Origin of the sequence: Microbacterium sp. M3 (assembly GCF_033548675.1) — a bacterium.
In the GTDB taxonomy this organism is placed as follows: domain Bacteria; phylum Actinomycetota; class Actinomycetes; order Actinomycetales; family Microbacteriaceae; genus Microbacterium; species Microbacterium arthrosphaerae.
Genome location: NZ_JAWTZT010000001.1, coordinates 832,749 through 859,746 on the forward strand (window position 1 = coordinate 832,749; position 26,998 = coordinate 859,746).

The following is a 26,998-nucleotide window of genomic DNA, read 5'->3' on the forward strand; positions in this document are numbered from 1 at the left end:
TCGCCCCGGGGCTTGGGGACGAGGCATCCGTCGATGCGGGGTCGATCGCCTACTGCTCGATCGGCTGCGGCGCGTCGGTCGACTCGTGCGCCTTGATGGTCGGGGCGCCGCCCTCGGCGGTGACCTCGATCTTGCGCGGCTTCGCCTTCTCGCTCACCGGGATCGTCACGCTCAGCACCCCGTTGCTGTAGCTCGCCGAGATGCGGTCGGTGTCGATGCCCTGGCCGAGGTTGAGCTGGCGCAGGAAGCTCGCGGCCTCGCGCTCGCGGGTGATCCACTTCACGTCGTCGCCGCTGTGGAGCGTGCGCTCGGCGCGGATCGTGAGCAGCTGGCCGTCGACGTCGATGTCGACCGAGCCCGGGTCGATGCCGGGCAGGTCGGCGGTCAGTACGTAGTGGTCGCCGTCGCGGTAGAGGTCCATCGGCATGCGGCGCGGGCCGCGGCGCGTGTCGAAGAGACCCGACGCGAGGCGGTCGAGGTCACGGAACGGGTCGTAGGTGGCCATGGGAATCTCCTCTCTGTCATGGAGTTGAGTCGACTCGACTCAACTGCGAACAGATTAGCACTCGACCCTCGAGAGTGCTAAGTGCCCGAGCGTTCGCTCTGAACGAACACGGCACTGTCAGCACTCGATGACGTTCACCGCGAGGCCGCCCTCGCTCGTCTCCTTGTACTTGTGCGACATGTCGATGCCGGTCTGCCGCATCGTCTCGACGACCGCGTCCAGCGACACGTAGTGCGACCCGTCGCCACGGAGCGCCAGCCGTGCCGCCGTCACCGCCGTCGACGCGGCGATCGCGTTGCGCTCGATGCAGGGGATCTGCACGAGACCCCCGACCGGGTCGCACGTGAGGCCGAGGTGGTGCTCCATCGCGATCTCGGCCGCGTTCTCGATCTGGCGGTTCGTGCCGCCCATGACGGCGGTGAGGCCGCCGGCCGCCATCGCGCACGCCGACCCGACCTCGGCCTGGCAGCCGCCCTCGGCGCCAGAGATGGAGGCGTTGGCCTTGAACAGCGAGCCCAGCGCGGTCGCCGTGAGCAGGAAGCGACGGATGCCGCGCCGCCGGTTCGCCTCTGCCACCGTGGCCTCGTCCCAGGCCGCCGCCTCATCCGGCGCGACCGCGTGGCCGTGGTACCCCAGCAGCGCGCTGCCGACCAGCTCGCCGTACGGCGTCACGGCGTTGCCGGCGCCCAGGCCGGAGTCGGCGAGGAACCGCCACCAGTACATGGCGACGGCCGGCACGATGCCGGCGGCGCCGTTGGTGGGGGCGGTCACGACCCGTCCGCCGGCCGCGTTCTCCTCGTTGACGGCGAGCGCGAACGCCCCCAGCCACTCCCCCGGCAGCTCACGGCGGCCGTCGGCCTCCGCGGTCTCGAGCTGCGCGCGGATCGAGGCCGCGCGGCGCTTGACCCCGAGCATGCCCGGGAGCACGCCGTCGGATTCCAGCCCCGCTTCGACGCACGCGGCCATGGCGTTCCAGATCGCGTCGAGCCCCTCGGCGACCTGCTCCTCGTCCCGCAGCGCCGTCTCGTTGAGCCGAGCCGCTTCGGCGATCGTCAGACCGCGCTCGTCGCAGAGGGCGAGCAGCTCCTCGGCGCTGGAGAAGTCCAGCGGGTAGGCGTGCGCACGCACCTGGGGCGGCTCGCCCTCGCGCCGTATGAAGCCGCCGCCGACGGAGTAGTACGTCTCGCGGACCAGCAGGCCGGCATCCGACGTCGGAAGGGGTTCGGGGGTCGCCGCCGCCGGTCCGGTGGCGCGGATCCCGGTCGGGGCGAGCGCACGCGCCGGCCCGTCGACCGCGGTGGCCCAGGCCTCGAGGGTCATCGCGTTCGGGTGCCCCGGCAGCCGGGTGCGCGGTGCGAAGACGACGTCGCCGCGCTCGAAGGGCACCGCGTGGACGTCGGCCAGGTCGAGCCGCGCACCGTCGGGCCAGCCGCTCCACGCCGCGCGCACGGCATCCGGATCCACCGTCTCGGGCTCGAGACCCCGCAGCCCCGCGACGACGGCGTCGGGGGTGCCGTGGCCGATGCCCGTGGCGCCGAGCGAGCCGTAGAGCGTGCAGGTGACGCGGCCCACGCGCTCGAGCACGCCGCTCTCGCGCAGCCGGACGACGAAGTCGAGGGCGGCCCGCATGGGGCCGACCGTGTGGGAGCTCGAGGGTCCTACGCCGATGGAGAACAGCTCGAACGCCGAGACGTAGGCGCTCATCGGTCCCAGGCTAGTCTCGCCCCGCGTGCAGAGTGCCCCTCGTTATCGACTTGATAGGGGCAGGATGCCACTGCTCACGTCGCGCCGATGCGCAGCGTGCACGCTCACGCCCTCGGGCGATGCTCGACGAGACCGACGGTGTTGCCGTCCGGGTCTTTGACGAACGCCTGCCACTCGTCATGCCCGGCAGGACCGAGCGTGTCGTCGTCGTGCGTGAAGATCACGCGCGGGGGCGTCACGACCTCGGCGTCGGCCACGCGTGCGAGCGCGGCATCCATGTCGTCGACGCGGAGGTAGATCAGCGCGGACGGTGCGCCGCGCTCGAGCAGCAGCCGCACCCCGTCGAGATCGAAGAAGAGCAGCCCCGGCGGGTCGAAGACGGCGGCGGGCGGGGTGCCGAGGAGCGCGCGGTAGAACCCGGCGGCACGCTCGAGGTCATCGGCATGCTGGGCGACCTGGACGAGTCTCATGGCGTCATTCTGACGGGGGCGCACGCGACGCGCCATCGCCGCAAGCCCCTGCCGCCGCTGCGCGCGCAGGAGTATCAAGGAGGCAACACATCTCGGGAGGTCGCGATGCTCTTCGTGCTCTATCTGATCCTGCTCATCGGCGGCATGGTGCTGGTCGGCATCTCGTTCGCCTCGCCGGTCCTGCCGGGACTGGTGTTCATCGCGGGGGTGCTCTGCATCGGCGCCGCCGTGGCCGTGCCCATCACCGCCGGCACCTTCGAGCAGCGCAGGTAGCCGCCCGCCGTGCGACACCGCGAGCGGCCTGCGCAGCGGAGGATCTACGTCGGCGGGCTCGCGTTCCGTGTGCTGGCCTCGCCTCGTGCGGCGGAGTCGCGCGGCGCAGCGGATGCCGCCGGACCCGCGATCGTGCTCGTCCACGGGATCGGCGTCTCGCACCGGTACCTGTCACGGCTGCACGACGAGCTGGCCCGGACCAGGAGCGTGTACTCGGTCGATCTGCCGGGGTTCGGCGGGCTGCCCAAGCCCGGCCTCGACCTCGACGTGCCGGCGATGGCGGCCGGACTCGCGACCGTGATCGAGTGGCTCGGTGTCGGGCCCGTGGTGCTCGTCGGGCACTCGATGGGGTCGCAGTGGGTGGTCGAGCTCGGAGCGCAGCGCCCGGAGCTCGTGGTGCACGTCGTCGCGATGGGGCCCGTCGCCGACACCCGGCACCGGACGGTCGTGGCGCAGAGCGTGGCCCTCGCGGTCGACACCCTCGGCGAGACGCCCGAGATCAACGCCCTCGTGTTCACCGACTATCTGCGCTGCGGACCGTTCTGGTACCTCACGCAGCTGCGGCACATGCTCGGCTATCGGCTCGAAGACCGCGTGAGTTCGCTGCGGAGTCCGCTGCTCGTGATCCGCGGCGGACGCGATCCGATCGCCGGCCTGGAATGGTGCCGCCTGCTTCGTGACCGCGCCGCGCGCGGGGCTCTCGCGCTCATCCCCGGGCGGCACCACGTCGCCCAGCAGTCCGCGCCCCGCGCGGTGGCGGCGGCGATCCTGGCGCACGTGCCGTGAGCCTCGATTCCTGGATGCCGGTGTCCGCGGTGCGTGGGACCATCCGAGGGCGGGCGACCGGAGGGAGGGCGGATGCGGGGCGAGGCGACGGTGCTGCACGCCGACCTGGACTCCTTCTACGCCTCGGTCGAGCAGCGCGACGCGCCGGCTCTGCGGGGCCGGCCGGTGATCGTCGGCGGCGGGGTCGTGCTCGCGGCCAGCTACGAGGCGAAGGCGCGCGGCGTGCGCACCGCGATGGGCGGTCGTCAGGCACGCGAACTGTGCCCGGACGCCGTGATCGTCCCGCCGCGGATGGAGGCGTACTCGGCGGCCAGCCGTGACGTGTTCGCGATCTTCCGCGACACCACGCCGCTCGTGGAAGGGCTCTCCATCGACGAGGCGTTCCTCGAGGTCGGCGGCCTCCGGCGCATCGCCGGCACGCCCGAGCAGATCGCCGTGCGGCTGCGTCAGCGGGTGAAGACGGAGGTCGGTCTCGCCATCTCGGTCGGCGTCGCGCGCACGAAGTTCCTGGCGAAGGTCGCGAGCGCCGTCAGCAAGCCCGACGGGCTGCTCGTCGTCGAGCCCGAGCGCGAAGAGGCTTTTCTGCTGCCGCTGCCGGTCGAGCGGCTCTGGGGTGTCGGCGCGGTGACTGCCGAGAAGCTCCACGGTCTCGGCATCCACACCGTCGGAGAGCTGGCCGAGCTCGAAGCCGCGGCCGCCGAGCGGCTGCTCGGCAAGGCCGCCGGCGCCCATCTGCACGCGCTCGCCCGGCTGCGCGATCCCCGCCCCGTCGACACCACGCGGCGCCGCGGCTCCATCGGGTCTCAGCGGGCGCTGGGCAGTCGCCTCCGTTCGCCCGACGAGCTCGATCTCTTCCTGACGCAGATCGTGGACCGGCTCGCGCGCCGCCTGCGCGACGGCGACCGCGTCTGCGGCACGGTCGTGCTGCGCCTGCGCTTCGGCGACTTCGCGAAGGCAACCAGGTCGCACTCGGTCCGCCACCCGACGGATCGCACGGCGGTGCTGCTCGGAGTCGCCCGGAGCCTGCTGGCTGCGGCCCTGCCCGAGATCGCCGATCGCGGCATCACGCTCATCGGCGTCTCACTCTCGCAGCTCGGCCGGGCCGACAGCATCCAACCGGAACTGCCCATCGACTGGGAAGACGGGGCGCGGCTCGACACGGTGCTCGACGCCGTCCGCGATCGCTTCGGCGCGACGTCCGTCGGCCGCGCTGCGCAGCTCGGGCGCGATCCGGGGTGGTCGACGCCGGTGCTGCCGGAGCACGAGTGACCAGGCCGGGCTCCGCTGCGGGGCGACGCCGGGAACGCTCGCGGGCGGCTCAGCGTGAACGGAGCACGCGTGCGAGCTGTGCGCGGGGCATCGGCCGGGCGAACAGGTAGCCCTGGGCACGGTCGCAGCCCATCGACGTGACCTTCTCGAGCTGCTCGACGGTCTCGATCCCCTCGGCGACCACGCGCACGCCGGCGTCGTGGGCGACGTCGACCGCCTGCGCCATCACCGCGGTCGCGGCGCGCGAGTCGTCGATGACGAGGGCGCGGTCGAGTTTGAGCTCGGTCGCGTGCAGCCGTTTCAGCTGAGTCAGCGAGGCCTCTCCGGCACCGAAGTCATCGATGGCGATGCCGACACCGATCCTGCGCAGCCTGTCCAAGCGGGCGATCACCGCCGGTGCGTCGACGATGTGGCGGCCTTCGGTGATCTCGAGGGTGAGGCGTCTCGCGCGTCGCCGGGCACGGCCGATGAACTGCTCGAGCCACGAGGTGAACCCGGAGTCGTGCAGCTGCGCGGGCGAGACGTTGACCGAGACGTCGATGCTCGACCCGGCCATCACCTCGAGAGCCTGCACGGCCATGAACCGCCCGATCTCGGCGATCGTGCCGTCCTCCTCGGCGACGGGGATGAAGTCCTGGGGGGCGATCGCTCCCCAGTCGCTGTGGTTCCATCGGCACAGCGCCTCAGCGGCGACGATACGGCCGGTCAGCACATCGATCTGAGGCTGGAACCAGGCCGAGATCTCGCCGCGGTCGAGGGCGTGCTCCAGCCCTCTCGACACCTCAGCTCTGACAACCATTTCCCGCCCCGACACGGATCGAGCCCCACTCGACCGGCACGATCTCCCCCGCCGTCATTGTTGCATCTCATGGCCGCGGATGAGCGCATCCCGGCTGGAACGCGGTTGGTCATGCGTGCTCGTGACGGACCGGCCTACGCGGCCTCGACCCGCCAGCGCATGAGTACGTTTCCCGACTCGGGCCACACGTGCGTGCCGAGGAGCTTCAGCGTGACGGGCGGTCGCGCATCGAACAGCGACACCCCGCCGCCGCCGATGAGGGGGAACGTGACGAGGTGCAGTTCGTCAACAAGCCCGGCGTGCATCAGGTCGTTCCACAGAACGCGGCCAAGCAGCACCAGGAGGCCGCGGCCCTGTCCTTGCTTGAGCGCAGCGACCTCTGCGCCCGCATCGGCGACGGCGACGATGCGCGTGTTCGGGTAGGGCTCGAGGTCTTCCGAGGTGATGGTGTCGGAGACGATCACCTTTTCGACTCGGTCGAAGAGTTTCGCGAACCGCCGCCGAATCTCAGTGGCTTCCGGGTCGTGGTGGACGCCCGCCCAGTACGAGAGGTTGCCGAGGGACGACCGGCGACCCGAGAGCAGCACGGTGTCGGCCTCGGCGAGCAGGCTTGTCGTGTAGTGGTCGAAGGTGTCGGCTCCGTGGTAATCGGGGTGCTGATGCTCGAAGAACGAGAGGATGTCATGATCGTCGTCTTCGTACCGTCCGTCGACCGTGACGAAGTTGCAGACCGTGAGCGCTGGCATGGGCTCACGCTAGCCCGGTGCGCTGACACGGTCACAACGCCAGTCCCATCAGGCGACATCCCGAACTCGCGATCGACAAGCTGATTCCCCGTTAACCGCGTCCCCGGGAATCGAAAGGACGCAACCGACGACAGGAACACGAAAACCCGCGGAGATCCGCGGGTTCTCAGTGCTTACTGTCTCAACACAGTGCGCCCGAAGGGACTCGAACCCCTAACCTTCTGATCCGTAGTCAAGCGGGAACCCCCGCTGAGCCGTTGCGGACACTGGGTGTCATGTCTCAGGACATCGGTGACAGAAGTGTGTCATTACATCGGTGACGGTTCTGGTGTGGTTGGTGGTGACAGTTCTGCCCCTCTATCTGTGAGGGATGAGCCGCGTCGAGCCTGTTGATCCTCGTGTTCGTCTTGCGATCGTGCACTGGCCGGAGGATGCGCCGCGGGGGTCGGTGACCTCGTTCTGCGCGGAGCATTGCATCTCACGGAAGACGTTCTACGAGATCCGGAAGCGAGCCGCGGTGGATGGGCCGGCGGCGGCGTTGGAGCCGCGGTCGAAGCGTCCGTCGTCGAGCCCGAACCGGATTGTGGACGCGGTCGCAGAGCGGGCGGTGGCGGTGCGGGCGGCGCTGGAGCAGTCGGGCCTGGACCACGGCCCGATCAGTGTGCACGAGAAGATGCGTTCGCTCGGTTTGGAGCCGGTGCCGTCGGTGGCGTCGCTGGCCCGCATCTTCCGCAGCGTCGGGGTGGCCAGGCTGGAGCCGAGGAAAAAGCCGCGGGCGTCATATCGCCGGTTCGTGTATCCGCAGCTGAACGCGTGCTGGCAGCTGGATGCGACCGAGTACGTGCTGACCGGTGGCCGTAAGTGCGTGATCTTCCAGCTCATCGACGACCATTCCCGTCTCGCGGTCGCGTCCCACATCGCGTGGGGTGAGACCTCCGAAGCCGCGGTCACCGTGGTGCGCAAGGGCATCACCGCCTGCGGTGTTCCCCAGCGACTGCTGTCCGACAACGGCATGGCGTTGAACCCGTCTCGGCGTGGGGTGCTGGGGCAGCTGGTCGCCTACCTCCGCTCGATCGGTGTCGAGCCGATCACCGGCAAGCCCTACAAACCGACCACGCAAGGCAAGAACGAGCGGTTCCACCAGACCCTGTTCCGTTACCTCGACAAGCAGCCGCTGGCCGACACTCTGGAGCAGTTGCAGGGCCACGTCGACGCGTTCGATGAGATCTACAACACCGACCGCCCGCACCAGGCGCTGCCCGGCCGGATCACCCCCGCGCAGGCCTGGGTCGCCACGCCCGCCGCCGAACCGCCGCGACCGGCGACCCCATACCCCGCGCTTCCCGCGCTGACCGACGACATCCGAGTGAAGATCGTGCAGGACAGCGGATCGGTCGAGTTCCGCGGCATCAAGTTCGGTCTCGGCCGCGCCTTCGGCGGGCACCGGGTCTGCGTCCTTGACGCCGGCAAGACGGTCCAGGTCTTCCGACCCATTCGGCGGGGCCCGATCCCTGGACGCGAACACCCCGCGAAGGGATGCAGGATTCGCGTGCCAGACAACGAACCCGTGGCTCTTCACCGGGGTGCCTGACCAGAACGGGGCCGGCCACCACACGAGAGCGGCGGCCGGCCCGTTATCAGCGGTCGGCCGCCGAGCCGCGCACGACGCACGAGCGGGACTGCTCCCAGCCCCACCCATCACCATCGGGATCGCTCGACGTACTCGAGCAGTACGGGTAGCCGTTCGGCGCAGTCGACGGCTGCGTGCCAGTGTCTGCGGCCGAGCCGCGCACCACGCACGAGCGGGACTGCTCCCAGCCCCACCCATCACCGTCCGGATCGCTCGACGCACTCGAGCAGTACGGGTAGCCGTTCGGCGCAGTCCCTGGATCGGTTCCAGGGTCGGTACCCGGGTCACCACTGTAGACGGTCGCGACCTGCGGATTGCGAGCCTTCAGGCCGTCGACGCCGTTGATGAAGCGCTGGCCCCACGCGGTGAGAGACGATGAGTTGAAGCCGTTGACCATGTCGAGGTACTCGACGCCGCTGCCATTTCCCGACCACGACCAGCCCAGCATCCCGATACCCTGCGAGCGTGTGTAACTCATGATCGTCGCTTCGTCGGGGTTGCCGTCGGAGTGGTTGTCGCCGAACTCGCCGACGATGATCGCCAGCCCGCGGCTCGTGAAGGCGTCGAGGTACGTGCGCACCTCCGCCGCGGTGTCGTAGACGCCGTACATGTGCACACTGAACACGACGTTGCCGTCGGCGGCGGCGACAGCCGGGGCGTTGTCTCGCATCGTGTTCGACCAGTCCTGGCCCCAGTTCGGGGCGTCGACGACGAGCGTGTGAGTGAAGCCGTCGGCGCGCAGCGCCTGGATCGCCGAGATCGTCGCCGACGTCCAGCCACTGTATGAGGAGTTGCCGAATGGCTCGTTGCCGATGTTGATCATGACGTACTTCTCCCGGCCGACGACAGCTGACTTGACGCTCTTCCAGTACTGAACCGCCGCAGCGAGCGAAGTGGCGCTGCTGTCCTCGCCGTAGCCAGTCGTGTCGTGATACTCCAGGATGCAGACCAGTTGGTTCGCCTTGCACTCGCCGATGATGGCGGCGACTTCTGACGCGTTCTCGCTGGTGCCCCAGCGGCCGCCGCTGAGCACGACGCGCACGGTGTTGGCGCCCGCCGCGCGGATGGCGGCCAGCGAGTCGAGTTCGTCGGGGTACCACGTGTGGGCATGGTTGATCCCCTGGGGGATGAACTGCGCGCCGTTGGCGTCGTAGATCTTGCCGCCGCTCACGGAGAAGCCCGGCGACGCCGCCTGAGCTGTTGCAGGGATGCCGACCAGCGCGATGAGCACGCCGATCATCAGGGCGATTGCTCGCCTCATGGGGAACTCCTGACTGCGGGCGGCTTCGCCCGCGGGTCGTGACGGGACCTCGTCGTCGTCTCGGTCGCAGGGCGAGCCGATCCTGGATTCCGCCTGGGGCGCGTCATCCACCGCCTGGATCACTGAAGCGCTTTAGTGATCACATCCGACGATAGCGAAAGCCGCCGCGCATCGAAAGACTTCTTCGAATCTGCCGCGGTGTCGTCGAGTTCGGCAGCATCGCCGGGTCAGTCGGCTCGTCGCATGGGCCCCGTCGACCCGCGTGCGATAAGCCGGGGGGTGGAGTCGAGCACCGCGTCCGCCGGCTCTCCGTCGATGGCGGCGAAGAGTCGTCGCCCGACGTTGGCGCCGAAGCTGATCACGTCATGACTGAGTGCGGTGAGGGTCGGGAAGGTGTGTTCGCATAGCACTGAGTCATCCCACGCGATGATCGACACGTCGTCGGGCACGCGCAGGCCGAGTCCATGGGCGACCGTGAGTCCGGCCACCGCCATGATGTCGTTGTCGGTCACGATCGCCGTCGGCGGCTCGGGGGCGGTGAGGGCCGACCGGATGGCAGCAGCTCCCGCTTGCGCCGTGTAGTCGGTGCGCAGGAGGACGGGCTCCAGTCCCATTGTGCCGGTCTCCACCGCGAAAGCTTCGTCGCGGATCCGGGTGTGGGCAAGACCTTCGGGTCCGGCAACGCGTGCGATTCGGCGATGTCCGAGCGCTGCCAGGTAGCGCACGGACTCGCGCATCGAAGTCGCGTCGTCGGTCCACACGCAGTGGAGACCGTCTGCAACTGACGGGTCGCCGACCACGACGGCGGGCACGTCACTGCCGAACATATCGATGCGCGGGTCGTCATCGACGACATCGGTCAGTAGGACCCCGTCGACGCGACGAGAGTCCCGCCACATCCGAAGGGTCTCGACAGCGGCCTCGTTGGAAGGGACCAGTTGGAGCAGCAGGCTGTACGCCCGTCGCGCCAACTCCTCCTCGAGCCCGGACAGGAACCTCATGTAGAACGACTCGATGCCGAGTGTGCGGGGGTCGCGGGCGAGCACCAGTCCCACTGTTGCCGTCTTAGCTTCGGCAAGCGAACGTGCGGCGCTCGCGGGTGCCCACCCCATCTCTCGCGCAATTCGCTGAACGCGGTCGCGGGTCTGGTCGGAGACCCCCTTGCGGCCGTTCAGCGCGAAGGAGACTGCCCCGATGGAGACTCCTGCGCGTTCAGCGATGTCGCTGATCGTCACGCGGTTGCGCGCAGGGCGGGAATTGGGCACATCAGCACACTAGCCCGCCGATCGAGACCCACGGCGCGCGGCGCGTGTCGTCCCCCGTCAGGCTGTCACTGTCACGGCATCCGCGAGGAAGAGCCCGCCTTCTCCCGCCACCTCAAGAACAACCGGCCCGGTGATGAAAACCGCGTCACCCCGTTCCACGCGACGCTGCTCCGACCCGACGGCCAGTTCGAAGCCACCGGCCGTGACGATGGCGATCGCGGGGCTCCCGGTCTCGATCGTGGCGTCGCCGGTGATTGCGTGCAAGACGAACGGCACGTCTGCTCCGGACGGCATCGACGCCGGTCGGTACACCCGTTCGTTCGAACGCCCTGTGTCCGGCCGCAGGTACGGCGCAGGACCACCCGAGAAGTCCACGACCCGCAGCAGCTCGGGCGCGTCGACGTGCTTGGGAGTGAGTCCGCCGCGCAGCACGTTGTCGCTAGGCCCCATGAGCTCGACGCCGATGCCGCGCAGGTAGGCGTGGATGTTGCCGGCCGGGAGCCACAGGCACTCCCCCGCCGCCAGTGTGACGTGGTTCAGCATCAGCGCGACCGCGACCCCGGGGTCGTCCGGATACTGGTTCGCGAGCCGCAGCAGGTGGCCGAAGCGTTCCGGTGACTGCGATGCGTCGTCGACGAATCCCGCCAGCAGGCGTTCGACCAGGGAATCGCCGCTCATCAACCACTCGAAGGCGGTGCGGATCCCGTCAGACCCGCGAAGCAGCGAGCTCCACCAGCGGTACGGGCGCGGATCAGCGGCGAGACCAGCAAGCACATCCACATCCGTGGCGGCCGACTCGGCGACCCGGAAGCCGCAGAGTGCCTCGAAGCCGTCTTCGAGGGCGACGATCAGTTCGGGCTTGGCGAACGGGTCCTTGTAGTTGCGATGCGGCGCGTCCCTCGGGATGCCGGCGGCCTCTTCTCGAGCGAAGCCCTCGGCGGCGTCGGCTGGCGTCGGATGCGCCTGCAGTGAGAGCGCGCTGGATGCGGCGAGGATCTTGAGCAGGAACGGCAGCCGGTCTCCGGTCTGCCGCTCCCAGTCCGCGAGGTCCGCGAACGCCGACGGGGTCTTCACCTGACTCGGCGACAGCGGGTGGGAACCCAACCACAACTCCGCCTCCGGCCTTTGCGTCGCCTCGCCACCGAGCAGGCGTGAGATGCCGCCCGGGATGCCCCAGGCGTAGTCGCGTGGCTCGTTGCCGATCGGGAGGAGAAGCGTCATGAGTGGCCTTTCGTGGAGGGGAAGGGGACGGATGCCGGAGCTCGGGCGACCTCCGGCATCCGTCCGGTCTCAACTCACGGGGTCATTTCACCGTGAGGCGGTCGATGCTGAACTGACCGGCGTTGAAGAAGACGAGCACGTCGTGCACGGACGTCAGGTCTGCCGCTGCGCACCCGAAGGTGTCGAGCGGGGCAGTGACGGTCGTGGCGGTGTTCTCGGGAACCCAGGTCCATGGTGACTGGCACCAGGTCCAGGCGTCGCCGTAGCGCACCGCGATCGACACGGAGGTGCCGACAGCGCCGGTGGCGATGTCGAACTCGACGGCTGCGCGGCTGGAGAGGTCGAGCGTCGGGCTGTCGGCCGGTGAGCCGAACCACGCGCCCTTCGACTCGACCTGCAAGGCCGATGCACCGTCCGTCGCGCCCGCGGGGCCGACGCTGAGCGCGCCCGGATCGCTCTGCCAGTTGGCGGGGGTCCAGCCTTCAAGACCGTCCTCCCACGAGGCGATCACCACGGGGTCGCCCGCAGCCGGACGGACCGTCACGGTCAGCGTCGCCGTCGACGTGGTGATGCCGTTGCCGACCGAGTATGGCACCTCGACCTTGCCGGTGAAGCCGGCGGTCGGCACGAACGAGACCTTCCCACCCGACACCACGGTGACCGTGCCACCGGCGGCGGTCGTCGTCGTCTGGCGTCCCTTGGTCGACGGGTCGAGGTCGAGGGTCGCGGGGCGCAGTGGCACGGTCAGCGACACATCGTTGGCGAGCAGGTCGATCTCGATCGTGGTGTCTCGCTCGATGGTGACGGCGTCGTTGTCGGCGATCGTCTTCAGCAGCGTCTGCGGCTTCTTGAGCGGGGCGGGCACCAGGTCGGCCTGCGCCGACATCAAGGAGCAGACCGGGCTCGGGCAGTAGACGGTGAATCCGTCATAGTCAGCGTAAAGGGCGCCGCTGTCTTCCTCGGCGGAGAGGATCCAGTAGAGCGCGCCCGCGACGCCGGTCTGGCGGACGGTGCGCAGCCATTCGTTGTAGACGGGCATGCGCGTCGCCTTGTCGATGGCTCCGAACTCGCCGAGATAAACAGGCTTGCCGATCTTGCGGGCGGCGGCGGCGTGCTCGCTGATCCAGCCGGTGCCCCACGCAGTCGTCGTCTTCCAGTGGTCGGGGTACAGGTGCATCGACATCATGTCGATGTTCTTGAGCGAGGCCAACGCGACCGTGTCGACGCCGTCGGCGCAGTCCTCGCCGAACCCGGGGCCGTAGCCCGAGGCACCGTACTTCTGCGTGAGCGTCCAATTGCTCTCGTCACGGCAGAAGAAGCCCTCGTCGCCGGCAGAGAGCAGGTGGTTGCGGTCGATCGACTTGACGAAGGTGCTCATCTCATCGGCCCACGTCGTGATGGTCGTGGTGTCGCAGGTGCCGTTGGGGTACACGCCAGCGCTCGTGCAGCGGGGTTCGTTGGCGAGCTCCCAAGAGAGGATGGTGGGGTCGTCCTTGTACTTCACGCCGGTGATCGAGTTCGTGCGGTTGAGGAGCGTGGAGACCCAGTCCTTGTACCAGCCGCGGATGGTCGCGTCGGTGTAGAAGTCGGCGTGCTCATCGAGCCCCGCCCAGCGCACGTACTGGTCCATGCCGCCGAACGCGTTCCAGTTGTTGACGAACGGGATGACCAGCTTGAGCCCGCGTTCGCCCGCTGCGGCGATCGCGTAGTCGAGCTTCTGCAGGCCGTCGGCCCCGGTGTTGACGACGGGCTTGCCCGCCGCCGCATCCCAGGCCTGGTACCAGACGCCCTCGAAGTTCTGGTGCACGGATCCGGATCCGTCCGGGTTCTGGAAGTCCTGCGACCCCCAGGTACGCACCACGTCGAAGCCGGCTTCCGCTGCATCGTCGAGCACCGCGTCGACCATGGCCTCGGACTTGTAGCCGAGGTAGTAGTTGTTGGTTCCGGCGAACTCGTACTGCTTGCCGCCCTGCCACAGCTTGCCCGCTTTGGCAGTGACGAACGGTGCCGTCTTGGGCGCGGCCGATGCCGGTGACGCGGCACCGACCAGCCCAGCGGCGACGACCGCCGCGATCAGGATGGCGCCGAGCCGTCTGCTCGGCCGCCTGGTACTGCGTGTCATCGTTGACCTCCTGGTTGTGGATGCCGGCGGCAGCTGCCGCCGGCGGAACCTCGGCGCCCGATCCGAGGCGGCACCGCGCTCAGCTGTCGAGCGCGGCGACGGAGATGTGGCTTCGAAGCGGGTGCCCCGCCGATAGCAGCGGCAGAAGCGCCGCGCCATCGAGGCCGGTTCCGCGTGCGTCCTCGATGTGCACGTGCGGTCGCGCCTCGACGGTGAGCTCCTGGAAGCGGGTCCGGATCTGTTCGGAACGGAATACCCCGCCGACGGCGCTGACGTACTCGTCTGCGTCCGGCTCGAGAGGGTCCGCGACCTTCTCGAGTGCGGCGATCACGGACCGCGACAGCTCGCGAGCGGCATGCAGCGAGATCTGAGCGGCTGCGGCATCCGTCCCCGCAAGTGCGGTGACCGACTCGGCGAACGAGGCGACCACGCGCACCCGGTCCGGGTCCGACTGCAGGTCGATGTAGGCATCCTCGATGTTCGGCCAGCGTTCCCGGACAACCTCGGTGAGAGCGGTCGGCGCGTCGCGGCCGTCGTAGGCCCGCATCGCGGCTTCGAGCGCCGCGCGCCCGATCCAGTACGCGCTCCCGGCGTCGCCCATGATGTTGCCCCACCCGTCGACCCGGGCCACGCGGGTGGCCCCGACGCCGAGTGTGACGACACCGGTGCCGGCGGCGATCACCGCGCCGCGCCGGTCGCCGAGCGAACCGAGGAACGAGGTGACGGAATCGTGCGTGAGCAGCACCCGCCGGGTGCCCAGAGTGCCGAGCAGCGAGAGCAGGTGAGCGGCGTCCGCGTCAGGGCCGGTGAGACCCGACACCCCGAGCGCGACGACGTCGAGCGGCGCGTCGACCTCTTCGTGCAGGGCCTCGGCGATACGCGCGAGCTGGGGAAGCAGCGGCTCGTGGGTGCGCACGCCTGGGTACAGCCGGTCAGCTGCCTCGCGGCCGTCCCGCTCGACGCGGACCTTCGTTCCTGTCTGCCCGGCGTCGACGGCGAGCCGCACCCCGGTCACGGTGGGGGCGGTCATCGTGCCTCGTCTTTCCAGGCCGCGTACTGGGCCGTCATGTAGAGGGCGGCGGGCTTGCCGTATGGGCAGTAGTCGTCGTTGTCGACCGCGGCGTCTGGCTGGTAGAGCGCCGCTGGCCAGTCCCACAGCATGAGACCGCCCACCCAGTCGCGGGATCGGCAGGCCCGGAACATCTCCTCGTAATACCGGAGCTGCTCATCGCCGGACGGGGCGCCGGCGAGGTTCCAGTCGTTGGGCAGCGCGGGCGAGCCCTCCCGTGAGGGGCACCCCGCCTCCATGAAGAAGAAGGGCTTGCCGGATGCCTCGACCACCGGTGCGATCCGGTCCAGCTGCTGCTCCCACTGGTCGATCGGGTAGTACCCGCTTGACGAGATGACGTCGACGGCGTCCCACCAGGTGACGCGGTCTTCCTGGTACTTGTCGCAGTTGTAGGTGATGGGACCCGAGTACACCTCGCGCACCTGTGCGACGAGCGCCCGCCAGTGCGCCTCCTGGCCGTCAGCGCGGACCATCTCGCAGCCGATGCAGAGCATCTCGCAGCCTTCGGCCTCGGCGATGCGCGCGGCATGGACGATGAATCGCGAGTATGACGCGAACCACTGCGTCCAGCTGGGCTCGTTCGGCACATCCCAGTCGAAGAAGCCGATGAAGGCACGCCAGGTGCCGTCCGCGACGTTCACCACGGGCTTGAGGCACACCTTCATCCCGAGGCTGTGCGCCTCCCGGATCGCCCACACGATCTCGTCATCGGTCACCGTCGGCTCGCTCCCGAACGGGATGTCGGTCGAGAACGCGGTGGCCTGTTCGGCCGCATAGGCGAGGGCCGTCCAGTTCACGCCGTGGTCTGCCATGAGGCGCATCGAGTCCGCGGCGGCGGGCGTCGCCCACGTGCCGCGGGTTCCCACCCACCCCCAGGTCATGCCGCAGACGGGTTCTCGCAGCAGTTCGGCTGCCGGGATGCCGGCGCTCACGCGTACGCCACCAGCTGGTTCCCGGACCGGAGCACGGTGGGCGCAGCGTAGGCGGCGGCATCCGTCACCGTCGTGCCCGTCACGTGGAATGTGTGCGACTCGCCGGGGAACAGGGTGACGAGTCCCGAGTCGACGCGAGCCTCGGGGTCGATCTTGTCGACGAGCAGAGTCAGGTCACGCACGAGAGAGCCGGCGTTCACGGTCACGTCCACTCCGCCGTCGACCGGCGTGGTCGACACCACGGTCCGGGCCGCGGGCAGCGCGCTGTCGCGGGGCTCGGCGAAGAACCACACCCCACGGCCACCCGGAGCGTCGGCCGTGATCAGTTCCGCAGCGGCGTCGCCGGCGGTCGCGGCATCGGCCACGATCTCGATGCTCTGCGTCGACCGGGGGGCGATGTCGATCGGGACCCGCTGCTCGGCCAGGATGCTGCCGTCGAAGTTGCGCCGAGAAACGACGAGCTCGCCCGTCCACGCGTCGGGGCGCTCGTTCGTGAGCACGGCCGACAGCCCGGACTCGAGCGGCTGGATCGTCACTGCGCGAGGCGCGAAGCTGTTCTTCAGCGCGAAGTACAGCGGCTTCTCACGGCCGTCGCCGTCGATCGCCGCCCAGGAGGTGACGGGCCAGCAGTCGTTCAGCTGCCACACCACGGCACCCGCGGTGAACGGCGCGTGGGCGCGGAACCAGTCCAGCGCGCACGAGACGGCGTTGGCCTGGTTGAGCTGCATCGCCCAGTGCCATGTCTCCATGTCTTCGGGGATGCGATAGTGCTTCACGAGGCCGCGGCTGAGCTTGACGTTGCCCTCCATCGCCTTCTGGTGCACGATCATGCCCGGCGACTCGGGGGTGAGCGGGGTGTCGCTGACCGCCCGGGTGAGCGTCGACCAGGCGGGCGGCCCCTGCCAGCCGAACTCGGCCACGAAGCGCGGACGGAAGCCGCGGTACGTCGGCCAGTCCTCGCGGTTCCACTGCTCCCACAGGTGCATGGTCCCGTGCTTCTCGTCGTTCGGGTGCGGGCCGGTCTGGGCCGCGCCGTCCCAACCGCCGCCGGGGCTGAACGGGCTCCCCGGCGCGTACGGGACGTGCGACGCCAACTCCGACACGATGCCCGGGAGCAGCTCGTAGTAGTAGTGTGCGCCCCAGGTCTTGCCGTCGAGCAGCTCCTGCCAGCCCCAGTCCTCGTAGCCCCACAGGTTCTCGTTGTTCCCCGTGAACAGCGCGAGCGATGCGTGGTGGCCGATGCGCGCGACGTTCTCGCGCGCCTCCGCCTCGATCTCGGAGCGGAGCGGCTCCTCCTCCGCGTACGCGGCGCACGCGAAGAGGAAGTCCTGCCACGTGAGCAGGCCGAGCTCGTCGCACACCTCGTAGAAGTCGTCGGACTCGTACAGGCCGCCGCCCCACACGCGGATCAGGTTGAGATTCGCGTCCCGCGCCTGGGTGAGCCGGCGCTCGTAGCGGGCACGGTCCACCCGCACCGGGAGGGCGTCGTCGGGGATCCAGTTCACGCCCTTGACGAAGACCGGCACCCCGTTCACGACCAGCTGGAAAGCCCGCGAGCCGTCGGCGTCGGCGTCCGTGTTCCATTCGAGCTCGCGGAAGCCCACACGACGACGGGTCTCGTCGATCGCTTCGCCTTCGGTCGCGAGCGACACGGTCACGTCGTAGAGCGCCTGCGCACCGTAGCCGACCGGCCACCAGCGCTCGACGGCATCCAGATCGACGGCGACGGATGCCTCCGCCTCCCCCGCCGTGATGGTCGCGGTCGTGCGCACGCCGGCGATCTCGACCGACACGTCGAGGGGCACGTCGGACGCGCGCTGGACGCGAACCGCCGCGGTCACGCGGCCGCCGTCACCGACGGGCTCTGCCGACACCCGCACCTCGGCGAGGCGGGCACGCGACCAGGACTCCAGGCGGACGGGCCGCCACAGTCCGCTCGTGAACGTCGCGATCCCCCAGTCCCAGCCGAAGTTGCAGGCGGACTTGCGGATCGCCTCGTACGGCAGCGGATAGGGGCGCTGGCGCACCCCGAGCTTCACAGACTGCTCGTTCGCGGCGCGCACCGGGCTGCGGAAGGCCACGACGAGGCGGTTGTCGCCCGCCGCCAGCAGCCGCGTGACGTCGAACCGGTACGAGCGGTGCTGGTTGGCGACGTTAGCGAGCAGCACGCCGTTGAGCGAGATCGACGCAACGGTGTCGACGCCGTCGAACACCAGATCGTGGCGGACAGCGGCCGTCAGCTCGGCCTCCGTCGTCGCGATCGTCGTCTCGTAGGTCCAGTCGACCAGGCCGATCCACGCGAGGGCGGACTCGTTGTCGTCGAGGCACGGATCGGGGATAAGGCCCGCGGCGAGCAGATCGGTGTGGACGACGCCAGGCACCGCGGCCGGGACGACCCGCCCTGCAATGTCCTCCGGTGCGGGGCCTGACGCCGCGACGAGCGACCAGCCGTCGGCCAGTGCACGGTGCACCGGAAGGAAGGCGAGGGGGCGGGTATCGGTGGTGATGCTCACTTGACTGCTCCGGCGACGAGGCCCTTGTAGATCCACTTCTGGAGGAAGAGGAAGGCGATGACGGTGGGGATGATGACGAGGATCGTGGCAGCGGCGATGATCTCCCACTGCGCGCCGAACGGACCCTTGAAGCGGAAGAGAGATGTCGAGATCAGGCTCTCGGACTGGAGATAGAGGAAGGGGAGGTAGAACTCGTTGTAGATCGCGATGCCCTTGATGATGACGACGGTCGCGATCGCGGGCTTCAGCAGCGGCAGGATGATGCGCCAGTAGATCGTCCATCGGTTGGCGCCGTCGAGCATCGCGGCTTCGTCGAGTGAGACCGGGATGGACTGCATGAACTGGATGAAGATGTAGATCGCGATGATGTCGGTGCCCATGAAGAGCAGTACGAGCGCGGCTTTGGTGTTGTAGAGTCCCAGTCCGCTGATGATCTGGAAGGTGGCTACTTGGCTTGTCACGCTGGGGATGAGCGTGGCGATGAGGAAGAGGCCCATGATCAGCGTGCGGCCGCGGAAGTTGAAGCGGTCGACCGCGTACGCCGCCATGGTGCCGATGAGGATCGTCCCGGCAAGCGAGATGACCAGCACGATCGTGGTGTTCACGAATCCTGAGAGCATGTCGCCCTGCTCGAAGGCGGTGGCGAAGTTGTCGAGATTGAACCAGTTGCTCGGCGGGGTGAGTGGGCCGGTGGTTGCGTACTCCTGCTTGTCCTTGAGGCTCGCGAACAGGAGGACCGACAGCGGCACCAGAACGAACAGCGTGGCGATGATGAGCGAGGTGTACTTCCCCACTCCAGGCAGTGCGCGCTTCATGAGAGATCGACCTTCTCGTCGGGGAAGAACTTCCGTTGGATCCAGGTGACCAGGAGCACGATCACCAGCAGCACCACGGCCATGGCCGAGGCCAGGCCGACTTGGCGGTAGCTGAAGGCGGTCTGCATCGTCTGGATCACGAAGGTGGCTGTCCCGTTCGCTCCGGTCGTCATGATGTACGGGATCTCGAAGACCGACAGGCTGCCCGCGACGGCGAGGATGAACGAGAGCCCGATGATGCGGCGGATGCCCGGGAAGATGATGTTGGTGAACTGCTGCCACCGGCTTGCACCGTCGATCTGCGCCGCCTCGTAAAGCTCGGAGGGGATCGACTGAATGGCGCCGAGGAACAGCACGAAGTTGAGGCCCGTGTACCGCCACACCGACGTCCCTGCGAGCGAGAAGTTCGCGATGGACGCGTCGCCGAGCCACTGCGGCGGATCCGTCACCCCGACCCAGGACAGCAAGGTGTCCAGTGTGCCGCCGGGCTGGAAGAAGTACAGGAAGACGAAGCCGATCGCGACGCCGTTGATCAGGTAGGGGAAGAAGATGACCCCGCGGAAGAAGTTCGAGAAGCGGGTGTGGAAGCTCAGCAGCGTGGCGAAGTAGAGGGCGATCGCCATCTGCACGAAGGACCCGACGAAGTAATAGAGGCTGACGCCGAAGACGGCGAACACGCGGGGATTCGTGAACACCTCGATGTAGTTGTCGACGCCGACGAAATCATCGATCGGCCCCAGCCCATTCCACTCGTGGAGGCTGTACCACATCATGTTCACGGCGGGCACATAGGTCAGCAGAAGCAGCAGGCCGACGGCCGCGGCCACGAACAGATAAGGCGTGAATCTGGTGAACCCGGCGCGGCGGGTCCGGCGGGCGCCGCCCGCCGAAGCGGGACGACGCCAGCGCCGACGACGATCATTCGCCTCGATCGACTCGCTGAGGGGACCGGAGATACCCGCGCGAAGTGACTCATTCGCTGAGACGGACATTGCTCTCTCTTTTCTGGGTGATGCTCCGACCCCCTCAGGGGCCGTCAACGGGGGGATCCGGGGGGATCAGTTGGAGAGTTCGGAGACCGCCTCGCCCCACTGCTCGTTCAGCTGGGCGAAGTAGGAGTCCTTGTCACCGTCGGCCTGGCCGCGGGCGATGTCGACGATCTTCTGGCGGTAGATGTTGCCCCAGACGTCGACCTGCGACTTGTCGGCGATGTTGTTGAGGAGACCTTCCTCACCCGCGGGCGCAGGTGCCGCCTCGATGAGCTGCACGTCGTTGTCGGAGAGCGACTGCAGGTTCCCGGGCAGCGGCGCGGCCTTCACCGCGGAGATCATGCCCTGCGTCTCGGTGTAGCCGGAGTCCTCGAGAAGCCAGTCGACCCACGCGCGCGCCGCGGCCTTGTTCGACGAGTTCTTGTTGATCGCCAGGTTGTAGTCGCCGCCGATGGTCGCATACTGCTTGCCATCTTCAGCGGTCGCCGGCCATGCCATGAAGCCGACCGCGCTGGGGTCGATTCCGGCGTCGGTGGCAGCGGCGGCGAACTGTGAGATCGCCCACGATCCGAGCACCATCGTCGCGATCTTGCCGGTCGCGAAGTCGCTCTTCGACTGCTCCCAGTTCGTCGTCAGCGGGTCCTCTTCGTTCAGACCCTCGTAGACGATGTCGTACAGGAGCGAGTCGATCGCGTAGACGTCGGTGCCCTCGGTCCACGGCGCGTCGTCGTCCGTCATCGCGTTCTGCGCCTCGGGGTCGCCTGTGACTGCGCCGACGTTCGAGAACCACTGGCCGCCCAGCGGCCAGCCGTCCTTGTAGTTGGTGTAGTACGGGGTCGCGTCGGTGGACTCCTTGATCGTCTTGAGATCCGCGAGGAACTCCTCCGCGGTCGTGGGCAGCTCGGTGATCCCGGCTTCCTCCCAGACCTCGGTGTTGTAGAGAACACCGTTGGCGTTGCCGCCGAGTGCAATGCCGTACTGCTCGCCGTCGTAGCTCGCCGGCGCCTGGAAGCGATAGGTCTCCGCCAGGTCGTCGACCGATCCGAACGATTCGAAGAAGTCCGGGAACTGGTCGGCCGAGACGCTCGGCGGGATCATCAGCACGTCCCCGTAGCCGTTCGGCGTGCTCATCCGCGTCTTGACGTCGTCGGCGTAGTTGGTGATGCCCTCGACCTTGACGTTGACGTCGGGGTACTTCTTCTGGAACTCCTCGACGTACGTGTCCCACGTTCCGTCGGTCTGAAGGTCGGTGCGGTTCGTCAGGAACGTGATGTCGCCCGAGGGCTCGCCCGAGTCTCCGCCGTCGGTTCCGCCGCCGGCGCAGGACGTCAGCAGCAACGTCGTCGTAGCAGCCAGGGCGACAAGGCCGACCATTGCCTTGCGTGTAGCCATGTGATCTCTCCCTTGTGATGGCACCCTCTCACTGTGTGAGGGTTGCCCTCACCATCGGGTGCGGATGTCAGCGTAGGACAATTGCTAGAGTTTGTAAAACGCTTTAGTTCCGCTTGTCCATCACTGTCCGGCAACCTCGTGGGACACTGGCCGCCGCTTTGACTGGAAAAACCGGCGAAGATGGATGAGGCGATGGAAGCTATGTCCGTTGAATGTCCTACGACCGACATGGAACTTTTAGTGCGTGCCACCACACGTAGAGGTGAGGAAGGTGACCGATGGCAGTGCAGCAACGGGCGACACTCCAGGATGTGGCGCGTCTGGCGGGGGTGAGCCCGAAGACGGTGTCGCGGGTGTTCAACCAACGCGAAAGAGTCGCGGCGGAGACGGTCGAGCGGGTGATGATGGCAGCCAAGCGGCTGCGGTTCCGTCCCAATTTCCTCGCGCGCGGCCTGCGGCGAGGCGAAGGCACGAACACCATCGGCCTGATGATCGGCGAACTGAGCAACCCGTTCTACTACAAGGTTGCGACGGGAATCGAGCAGGAGCTCGCCGCACACGGCTACGGTTTCATCGTCGCCACGACCGACGACACCCCTGAGGGAGAGGAGCGAGTCGCAGACGCGCTGCTCGCCCAGCGGATCGGGGCACTGATCATCATCCCCGTCTCCGACGATCAGTCGTACCTCGAGGGCGAGCGGCAGTTGGGGACGCCCGTGATCTCGGTCGACCGGCCGGCTCGCAACCTCGTGGCCGACTCGGTCGTCCTCGACAACCGCACCGGCGTGATGGACGCCACTCGCGGGCTTCTCGCCCGCGGTCACCGCCGTATTGCTTATCTCTGCAACCCGGCGTCGATCTACTCTCAGGCGGAACGCATCGCCGGCTACCGGCTGGCGATGGCCGAGGCCGGTATCTCAGAGACGGGTCCGTGGGAGCGCCTGGAGGACGATCGCGCCTTGGCTCCCGAGCGCATCGCCCACCAGCTCCTGTCGAGCGACGAGGCTCCTACGGCTCTGATCTGCGGGAACAACCGCATGACCATCGGAGCATTGCGCGCCATGCGCGCGCTCGCCGACGAGACGACGGCTCTCGTCGGATTCGACGATTTCGACACCGCCGATGTCATCGGTGTGACAGTCATCTCGTACGACCCCTTCGAACTCGGGCGCCGCACCGCGCAGGTAGCACTTGAGCGCATGCGCGAACCGACGGGATTCGCGCGGCAGCTGACCCTGCCGACGTGGGTCATCGAACGCGGCACCGGCGAGCGACCCCCGAAAGGAAAAGCGTGACCAAGTCGATCATCCATCTCCACTCAGAAGGAGTCTCACTCCTCATCGACGCGCGCGGTCCGGCCCTGCCTGCTGTCCTGCACTGGGGCGCTTCACTCGGTTCGCTCCGCGATGGCGAACTGGCCTCGATCGCCGACGCGCTCTCGCGACAGACCCCACCGGCGACCCTCGACGCCGCCTGGGAGAACACCATCCTGCCCACCGAGGGCGACGGGTGGAGCGGTCGACCGGGACTGCAGGTCTCCCGCGACGGTGCCGAGCTCTACACGCGGTGGGTGCTGACCGATGTCCGCGCGGACGCTACGACGTGCGAGTTCACAGCGATGGATGCCGCGGCCGCCCTGACACTGCGCTCCCGGCTCGAGATCGGTCCCGGTGGTGTCGTGTGGGTGACGCATCGCCTGCGCCACGACGACGGATCTGTCGCAGCGCCTGTGGTCGTGGGCTGGCTGGAGGCCACACTCCCTGTGCCGGACTCGACCACCCACGCGACGACGCTCGACGGCCGCTGGTCGCGCGAGAAGCGTGCCGTGACAACCGAGATCGCCCCGGGCGCCACCACCCGTGCGTCGCGTCGCGGCCGCCCCGGTCACGATGCTGCCACAGTAACGGCCCTCTCGGAGCGGTCGCCCGAATGGCACCGCGGCAGAGTGTGGGCGACCCACATCGCATGGTCAGCCGACACCACATACCGTGTCGATCGGGTCACCGAGGCCGTCACCCTGCTGGGCGGGGGCGAGCTGCTCCGGTCGGGCGAGGTCGTGCTTCGGCCCGGCGACGAGTACGCCGCGCCGCCCACCGCATTCGCGTGGTCTGACCGGGGGCTCGACGGAATCGCCGCGGGTTTCCACCGCTGGCTGCGTGCACGGCCGCAGCATCCGCAGACCCCCCGCCCCTTCACGCTCAACACGTGGGAAGCGGTGTACTTCGACCATGACCACGTTCGGCTTGAGCGCTTGGCCGAGCGGGCGGCGGAGGTGGGCGTGGAGCGGTTCGTGCTCGACGATGGCTGGTTCCTCGGCCGTCGCGACGACACGACGAGCCTCGGGGACTGGGTCGTCGACCCTGCCGCGTGGCCTGACGGTCTGCGGCCGCTTGCCGACAGCGTGCACGGCCTCGGCATGCAGTTCGGGCTGTGGTTCGAACCCGAGATGATCAGCATCGATTCCGATCTCGCCCGCAGCCATCCGGACTGGTTCCTGCACGACCCGCGCCATCTCACTCACGACCCGTCGCTGTCCTGGCGCACACAGTACGTGCTCGACATCGCGAACCCGGAAGCCTACGCGCACATCCTCGACCGCATCGACACGCTCATCAACGAGATCGGGATCGACTACATCAAGTGGGATCACAATCGTGACCTCGTCGAGTCTGTCCACGACGGCCGGCCGGGGCTTCACGCTCACACAGTGGCTGTCTATCGGCTCATCGCCGAGCTGAAGGAACGTCATCCTGCGCTCGAGATCGAGTCGTGCTCGAGCGGCGGAGCCCGCACCGATCTCGGCATCCTGAACGTCACCGATCGCGTCTGGGCGAGCGACTCGAACGATCCGGTCGAACGGCAGGACATTCAGCGCTGGACCGGACTGCTGCTGCCGCCCGAGCTGATCGGCGCACATGTCGGACCGACTACGTCGCACAGTTCCGGTCGTACCACAGACCTCTCCTACCGGATGGCGACGAGTCTGATGGGTTCGGCTGGACTCGAATGGGACATTCTCTCGTGCGATGCAGAGGAGACCGCGGCGATCGCCCGGTTCGCGGCGCTGTACAAGGAACTGCGCCCCCTTCTGCGCACGGCGACCGTCACCCATCCTCCGATTCGTGACGACGCGTGGCGGATCACCGCCTACACCGCACCGGATGCCTCGGCCGCCGTTGTCCTAGTTGCCACGGTGTCGGGGCTCGATGACGCACGCGCTGAGCGCCTGCGGCTACCCGAACTGGACGCGGCTCGCCACTATCGCATCACCATGCGGACCGAGATTGGCGAGGTGAAGGCCGGCTGGATCCTGCCGCCGTGGATCAGCGCCGGCGAGACCGTGCTTCCCGGCGCCGCGCTGATCGAGATCGGCATACAACTGCCCACGCTGTGGCCGCTGCAGGCAATGGTCCTGCACATCACCGCGATCGACTGAGCACGACGGACCGGGGGGGGGGGGGGGGGGGGGGGGGGGGGGGGGGGGGGGGGGGGGGGGGGGGGGGGGGGGGGGGGGGGGGGGGGGGGGGGGGGGGGGGGGGGGGGGGGNGCGGGCGAACCGACGGTTCGCCCGCGCCCCGCCCTCTTACCCGACCGTGCAGGCCACGCCGTTGAGCGTGAACGCAGACGGGGTGCCATTTCCTCCGAGCGAGGTGCCGTTCATCCCGAACGACGCACTGCCACTCGCGGGGATCGTGGCATTCCAGCTCGCTCCGGTCGCCGTGACCGCGGCACCGGACTGACGTGTCTCGGCATTCCACGCCGAGCTGATCGTCTGAGCGCCAGGGAATGCGAACTCGAGAGTCCAGTCCGCGATCGCCGTGGACCCGAGGTTGGTGATGGTGACGTTCGCGTTGAACGAAGAACCCCAGTCATCGAGCCGGTAGATCACACGGCACCCACCGGGAACGGGGGTCGGCGTAGGAGTCGGCGTTGCCGTAGGACTCGGCGTGGGGGTTGCCGTAGGAGTCGGCGTCGGGGTCGGCGTCGCCGTACCGGTAGGGCCCGGGTTCGGGGTCACCACCGCACCGCTCTTCGCCGCGAGGGCCGCCGCGTGCTCGCGGAAGATCGCCAACTCCGGATCACCCTTGAGCACTCCGAACGTGCCGTCCTTCGCGCGATCCTGGTACCACCAGAAGGCGCTGGCCGCAGCATCCGTCTCCTCCAGGGTCTGGTAGATCGCCTCCCAGTACTCTCCCCGCTCCGAGCCGTGCGCATTGAACTCGCCGAGGAAGAACGGTTTGCCCACGACCTCGTGCGAGTCGTGGATCCACTGCTCGAGCAGCGTGGTCGTCTCGGCGATGGATAGATCCGCCCACCACTCAGTCGGGTAGAGGTGCGCCGAGCAGAAGTCGACGTACTCGTTCTGGCACGTCGCGACAAAGGGCACGCCATTGTCGGAACCGTAGCCGTACTCGCTGCCCTGACCCTCGACGCCGGTGGTGATCATGTGGCGGTCATCGATGGAGCGGATGTGCGCGCCCACGGTGTCGACCCACGCGTTGAAAACCGCGCCCACGGCGTTGTCGCCGGGGGTCTGATCCTGGTGCCGCGGCTCATTCATGAGCTCCCACGCGAAGATCGTGGGGTCGTCCTTGTACGCGACGCCCGTGTAGTGGTTGACCCGGTTCAAGGCGTAATCCACGTGATCGAGGTAGTCATCCAGACACCCCGGGCACTTCTGCTGATCGAAGAAGGCTCCCGTCGACGGGTGACTGTTGGCCAGCCCGTTCCAGCTGAGGATGGTGCCGATGCCGCCGTAGGCCGACCAATAGTTCTCGAACGTCGGGATGACCCGAACGCCGTGCTGCTCGGCCGAATAAAGAATGTAGTCGAACAGCGCCCACTCCTGTTCATTCTGCACGCCGCGCGCCGGGGTGAAGCCGTGCCAGTTCTCGTGGGAGAACATCCAGGTGCGCACGAGGTTCACGCCGTCCGCCGCCATGTCGGCGAACTGCTGGTCGATCTTGTCTTTGTACATGTACTGAGTCTCGGTATCCCCCGACCCTGCCCCGTAGGTGAAGAGATCGTAGGAGTTGGCTCCCGCGAAGTAGGCAGTCTCGCCATTGATGCAGAAGTGGATGCCGCATCGCTCGACGAAGTCGTCCGCAGATGCTCTGGCCGCCGAGGTGGCGGCGAGCAGGGACACGATCAGAGCGCCGACGCCGAGCAGAATAAGCAGAAAACTCCACCGCCCGCTGTGTCGCGGTCGTGTGAGTGTGTTCATCGTTGAACCTTTC

At 68.2% G+C, this 26,998-nt stretch carries 22 protein-coding genes; 6 read left to right on the forward strand and 16 right to left on the reverse strand.

Annotated elements, in window-relative coordinates:
- Window positions 1-49: 49 nt before the first annotated feature.
- The 3 genes from R8Z57_RS03825 to R8Z57_RS03835 form a co-directional block, all read right to left on the reverse strand.
- Entirely contained in the window at window positions 50-505 is a 456-nt protein-coding gene (locus tag R8Z57_RS03825) for an Hsp20/alpha crystallin family protein (RefSeq protein ID WP_318352417.1), read from the reverse strand.
- Window positions 506-622: 117 nt separating this feature from the next.
- A complete protein-coding gene (locus R8Z57_RS03830; RefSeq protein ID WP_318352418.1) occupies window positions 623-2,209 on the reverse strand; it encodes an L-serine ammonia-lyase, iron-sulfur-dependent, subunit alpha in 1,587 nt (528 codons plus the stop codon).
- 104 nt (window positions 2,210-2,313) lie between these two features.
- Window positions 2,314-2,679 carry a VOC family protein gene (locus tag R8Z57_RS03835; RefSeq protein ID WP_318352419.1) on the reverse strand — a complete coding sequence of 122 codons (366 nt, stop codon included), beginning with the start codon at window positions 2,677-2,679 and terminating at the stop codon, window positions 2,314-2,316.
- Here R8Z57_RS03835 and R8Z57_RS03840 point away from each other — a divergent pair.
- The 3 genes from R8Z57_RS03840 to dinB all read left to right on the forward strand — a co-directional run bounded on the left by R8Z57_RS03840 (window position 2,653) and on the right by dinB (window position 5,007).
- Complete coding sequence (locus R8Z57_RS03840; protein WP_318352420.1) at window positions 2,653-2,952, forward strand: hypothetical protein; 300 nt, start codon at window positions 2,653-2,655, stop codon at window positions 2,950-2,952. The two genes, R8Z57_RS03835 and R8Z57_RS03840, sit on opposite strands and share 27 nt — an antisense overlap.
- 9 nt (window positions 2,953-2,961) lie before the next feature.
- The gene (locus R8Z57_RS03845) at window positions 2,962-3,738 is read left to right on the forward strand and encodes an alpha/beta hydrolase (RefSeq protein ID WP_318352421.1); all 777 of its coding nucleotides are present in this window, start codon (window positions 2,962-2,964) and stop codon (window positions 3,736-3,738) included.
- Between the two features lie 72 nt (window positions 3,739-3,810).
- Window positions 3,811-5,007 (forward strand): DNA polymerase IV, encoded by a 1,197-nt coding sequence (dinB, locus tag R8Z57_RS03850; RefSeq protein WP_318352422.1) that lies wholly within the window; start codon window positions 3,811-3,813, stop codon window positions 5,005-5,007.
- Window positions 5,008-5,056: 49 nt separating this feature from the next.
- Here dinB and R8Z57_RS03855 read toward each other — a convergent pair whose 3' ends face one another.
- Window positions 5,057-5,788 (reverse strand): EAL domain-containing protein, encoded by a 732-nt coding sequence (locus R8Z57_RS03855; RefSeq protein ID WP_318352423.1) that lies wholly within the window; start codon window positions 5,786-5,788, stop codon window positions 5,057-5,059.
- A gap of 152 nt (window positions 5,789-5,940) precedes the next feature.
- A complete protein-coding gene (locus R8Z57_RS03860) occupies window positions 5,941-6,552 on the reverse strand; it encodes a dihydrofolate reductase family protein (RefSeq protein WP_318352424.1) in 612 nt (203 codons plus the stop codon).
- A gap of 448 nt (window positions 6,553-7,000) precedes the next feature.
- On the opposite strand from R8Z57_RS03860, the gene R8Z57_RS03865 reads away from it, so the two are divergent.
- Window positions 7,001-8,143, forward strand: coding sequence for an integrase core domain-containing protein (locus R8Z57_RS03865; protein ID WP_378722548.1), 1,143 nt, complete (start codon window positions 7,001-7,003; stop codon window positions 8,141-8,143).
- Between the two features lie 46 nt (window positions 8,144-8,189).
- On the opposite strand, the gene R8Z57_RS03870 is transcribed toward R8Z57_RS03865, so the two are convergent.
- The 10 genes from R8Z57_RS03870 to R8Z57_RS03915 form a co-directional block, all read right to left on the reverse strand.
- Window positions 8,190-9,443, reverse strand: coding sequence for a cellulase family glycosylhydrolase (locus tag R8Z57_RS03870; RefSeq protein WP_318352425.1), 1,254 nt, complete (start codon window positions 9,441-9,443; stop codon window positions 8,190-8,192).
- A gap of 227 nt (window positions 9,444-9,670) precedes the next feature.
- Window positions 9,671-10,708 carry a LacI family DNA-binding transcriptional regulator gene (locus R8Z57_RS03875; RefSeq protein ID WP_318352426.1) on the reverse strand — a complete coding sequence of 346 codons (1,038 nt, stop codon included), beginning with the start codon at window positions 10,706-10,708 and terminating at the stop codon, window positions 9,671-9,673.
- A 57-nt stretch (window positions 10,709-10,765) separates the two neighbouring features.
- Window positions 10,766-11,929 (reverse strand): mannose-6-phosphate isomerase, class I, encoded by a 1,164-nt coding sequence (gene manA / locus R8Z57_RS03880; protein WP_318352427.1) that lies wholly within the window; start codon window positions 11,927-11,929, stop codon window positions 10,766-10,768.
- 82 nt (window positions 11,930-12,011) lie between these two features.
- Entirely contained in the window at window positions 12,012-14,051 is a 2,040-nt protein-coding gene (locus R8Z57_RS03885; protein ID WP_318352428.1) for a glycoside hydrolase 5 family protein, read from the reverse strand.
- Between the two features lie 79 nt (window positions 14,052-14,130).
- Entirely contained in the window at window positions 14,131-15,081 is a 951-nt protein-coding gene (locus R8Z57_RS03890) for an N-acetylglucosamine kinase (protein WP_318352429.1), read from the reverse strand.
- Window positions 15,078-16,052, reverse strand: a complete 975-nt coding sequence (locus R8Z57_RS03895) for a glycoside hydrolase family 113 (protein WP_404810342.1) — start codon at window positions 16,050-16,052, stop codon at window positions 15,078-15,080. Before R8Z57_RS03895 ends, R8Z57_RS03890 begins: the two co-directional genes overlap by 4 nt.
- The gene (locus R8Z57_RS03900; protein WP_318352430.1) at window positions 16,049-18,565 is read right to left on the reverse strand and encodes a glycosyl hydrolase 2 galactose-binding domain-containing protein; all 2,517 of its coding nucleotides are present in this window, start codon (window positions 18,563-18,565) and stop codon (window positions 16,049-16,051) included. Before R8Z57_RS03900 ends, R8Z57_RS03895 begins: the two co-directional genes overlap by 4 nt.
- The gene (locus R8Z57_RS03905) at window positions 18,562-19,380 is read right to left on the reverse strand and encodes a carbohydrate ABC transporter permease (protein ID WP_318352431.1); all 819 of its coding nucleotides are present in this window, start codon (window positions 19,378-19,380) and stop codon (window positions 18,562-18,564) included. Before R8Z57_RS03905 ends, R8Z57_RS03900 begins: the two co-directional genes overlap by 4 nt.
- Window positions 19,377-20,372 (reverse strand): sugar ABC transporter permease, encoded by a 996-nt coding sequence (locus R8Z57_RS03910; protein WP_318352432.1) that lies wholly within the window; start codon window positions 20,370-20,372, stop codon window positions 19,377-19,379. The genes R8Z57_RS03905 and R8Z57_RS03910 overlap by 4 nt, the downstream gene beginning before the upstream one ends.
- Before the next feature lie 66 nt (window positions 20,373-20,438).
- Window positions 20,439-21,761 (reverse strand): ABC transporter substrate-binding protein, encoded by a 1,323-nt coding sequence (locus R8Z57_RS03915; RefSeq protein WP_318352433.1) that lies wholly within the window; start codon window positions 21,759-21,761, stop codon window positions 20,439-20,441.
- Between the two features lie 311 nt (window positions 21,762-22,072).
- On the opposite strand from R8Z57_RS03915, the gene R8Z57_RS03920 reads away from it, so the two are divergent.
- Both R8Z57_RS03920 and R8Z57_RS03925 read left to right on the forward strand, forming a co-directional pair.
- The gene (locus tag R8Z57_RS03920) at window positions 22,073-23,056 is read left to right on the forward strand and encodes a LacI family DNA-binding transcriptional regulator (protein ID WP_318352434.1); all 984 of its coding nucleotides are present in this window, start codon (window positions 22,073-22,075) and stop codon (window positions 23,054-23,056) included.
- Window positions 23,053-25,197, forward strand: coding sequence for an alpha-galactosidase (locus R8Z57_RS03925; protein ID WP_318352435.1), 2,145 nt, complete (start codon window positions 23,053-23,055; stop codon window positions 25,195-25,197). The genes R8Z57_RS03920 and R8Z57_RS03925 overlap by 4 nt, the downstream gene beginning before the upstream one ends.
- 147 nt (window positions 25,198-25,344) lie before the next feature.
- Here R8Z57_RS03925 and R8Z57_RS03930 read toward each other — a convergent pair whose 3' ends face one another.
- Window positions 25,345-26,985 (reverse strand): cellulose binding domain-containing protein, encoded by a 1,641-nt coding sequence (locus tag R8Z57_RS03930; protein WP_318352436.1) that lies wholly within the window; start codon window positions 26,983-26,985, stop codon window positions 25,345-25,347.
- Window positions 26,986-26,998: the final 13 nt, after the last annotated feature.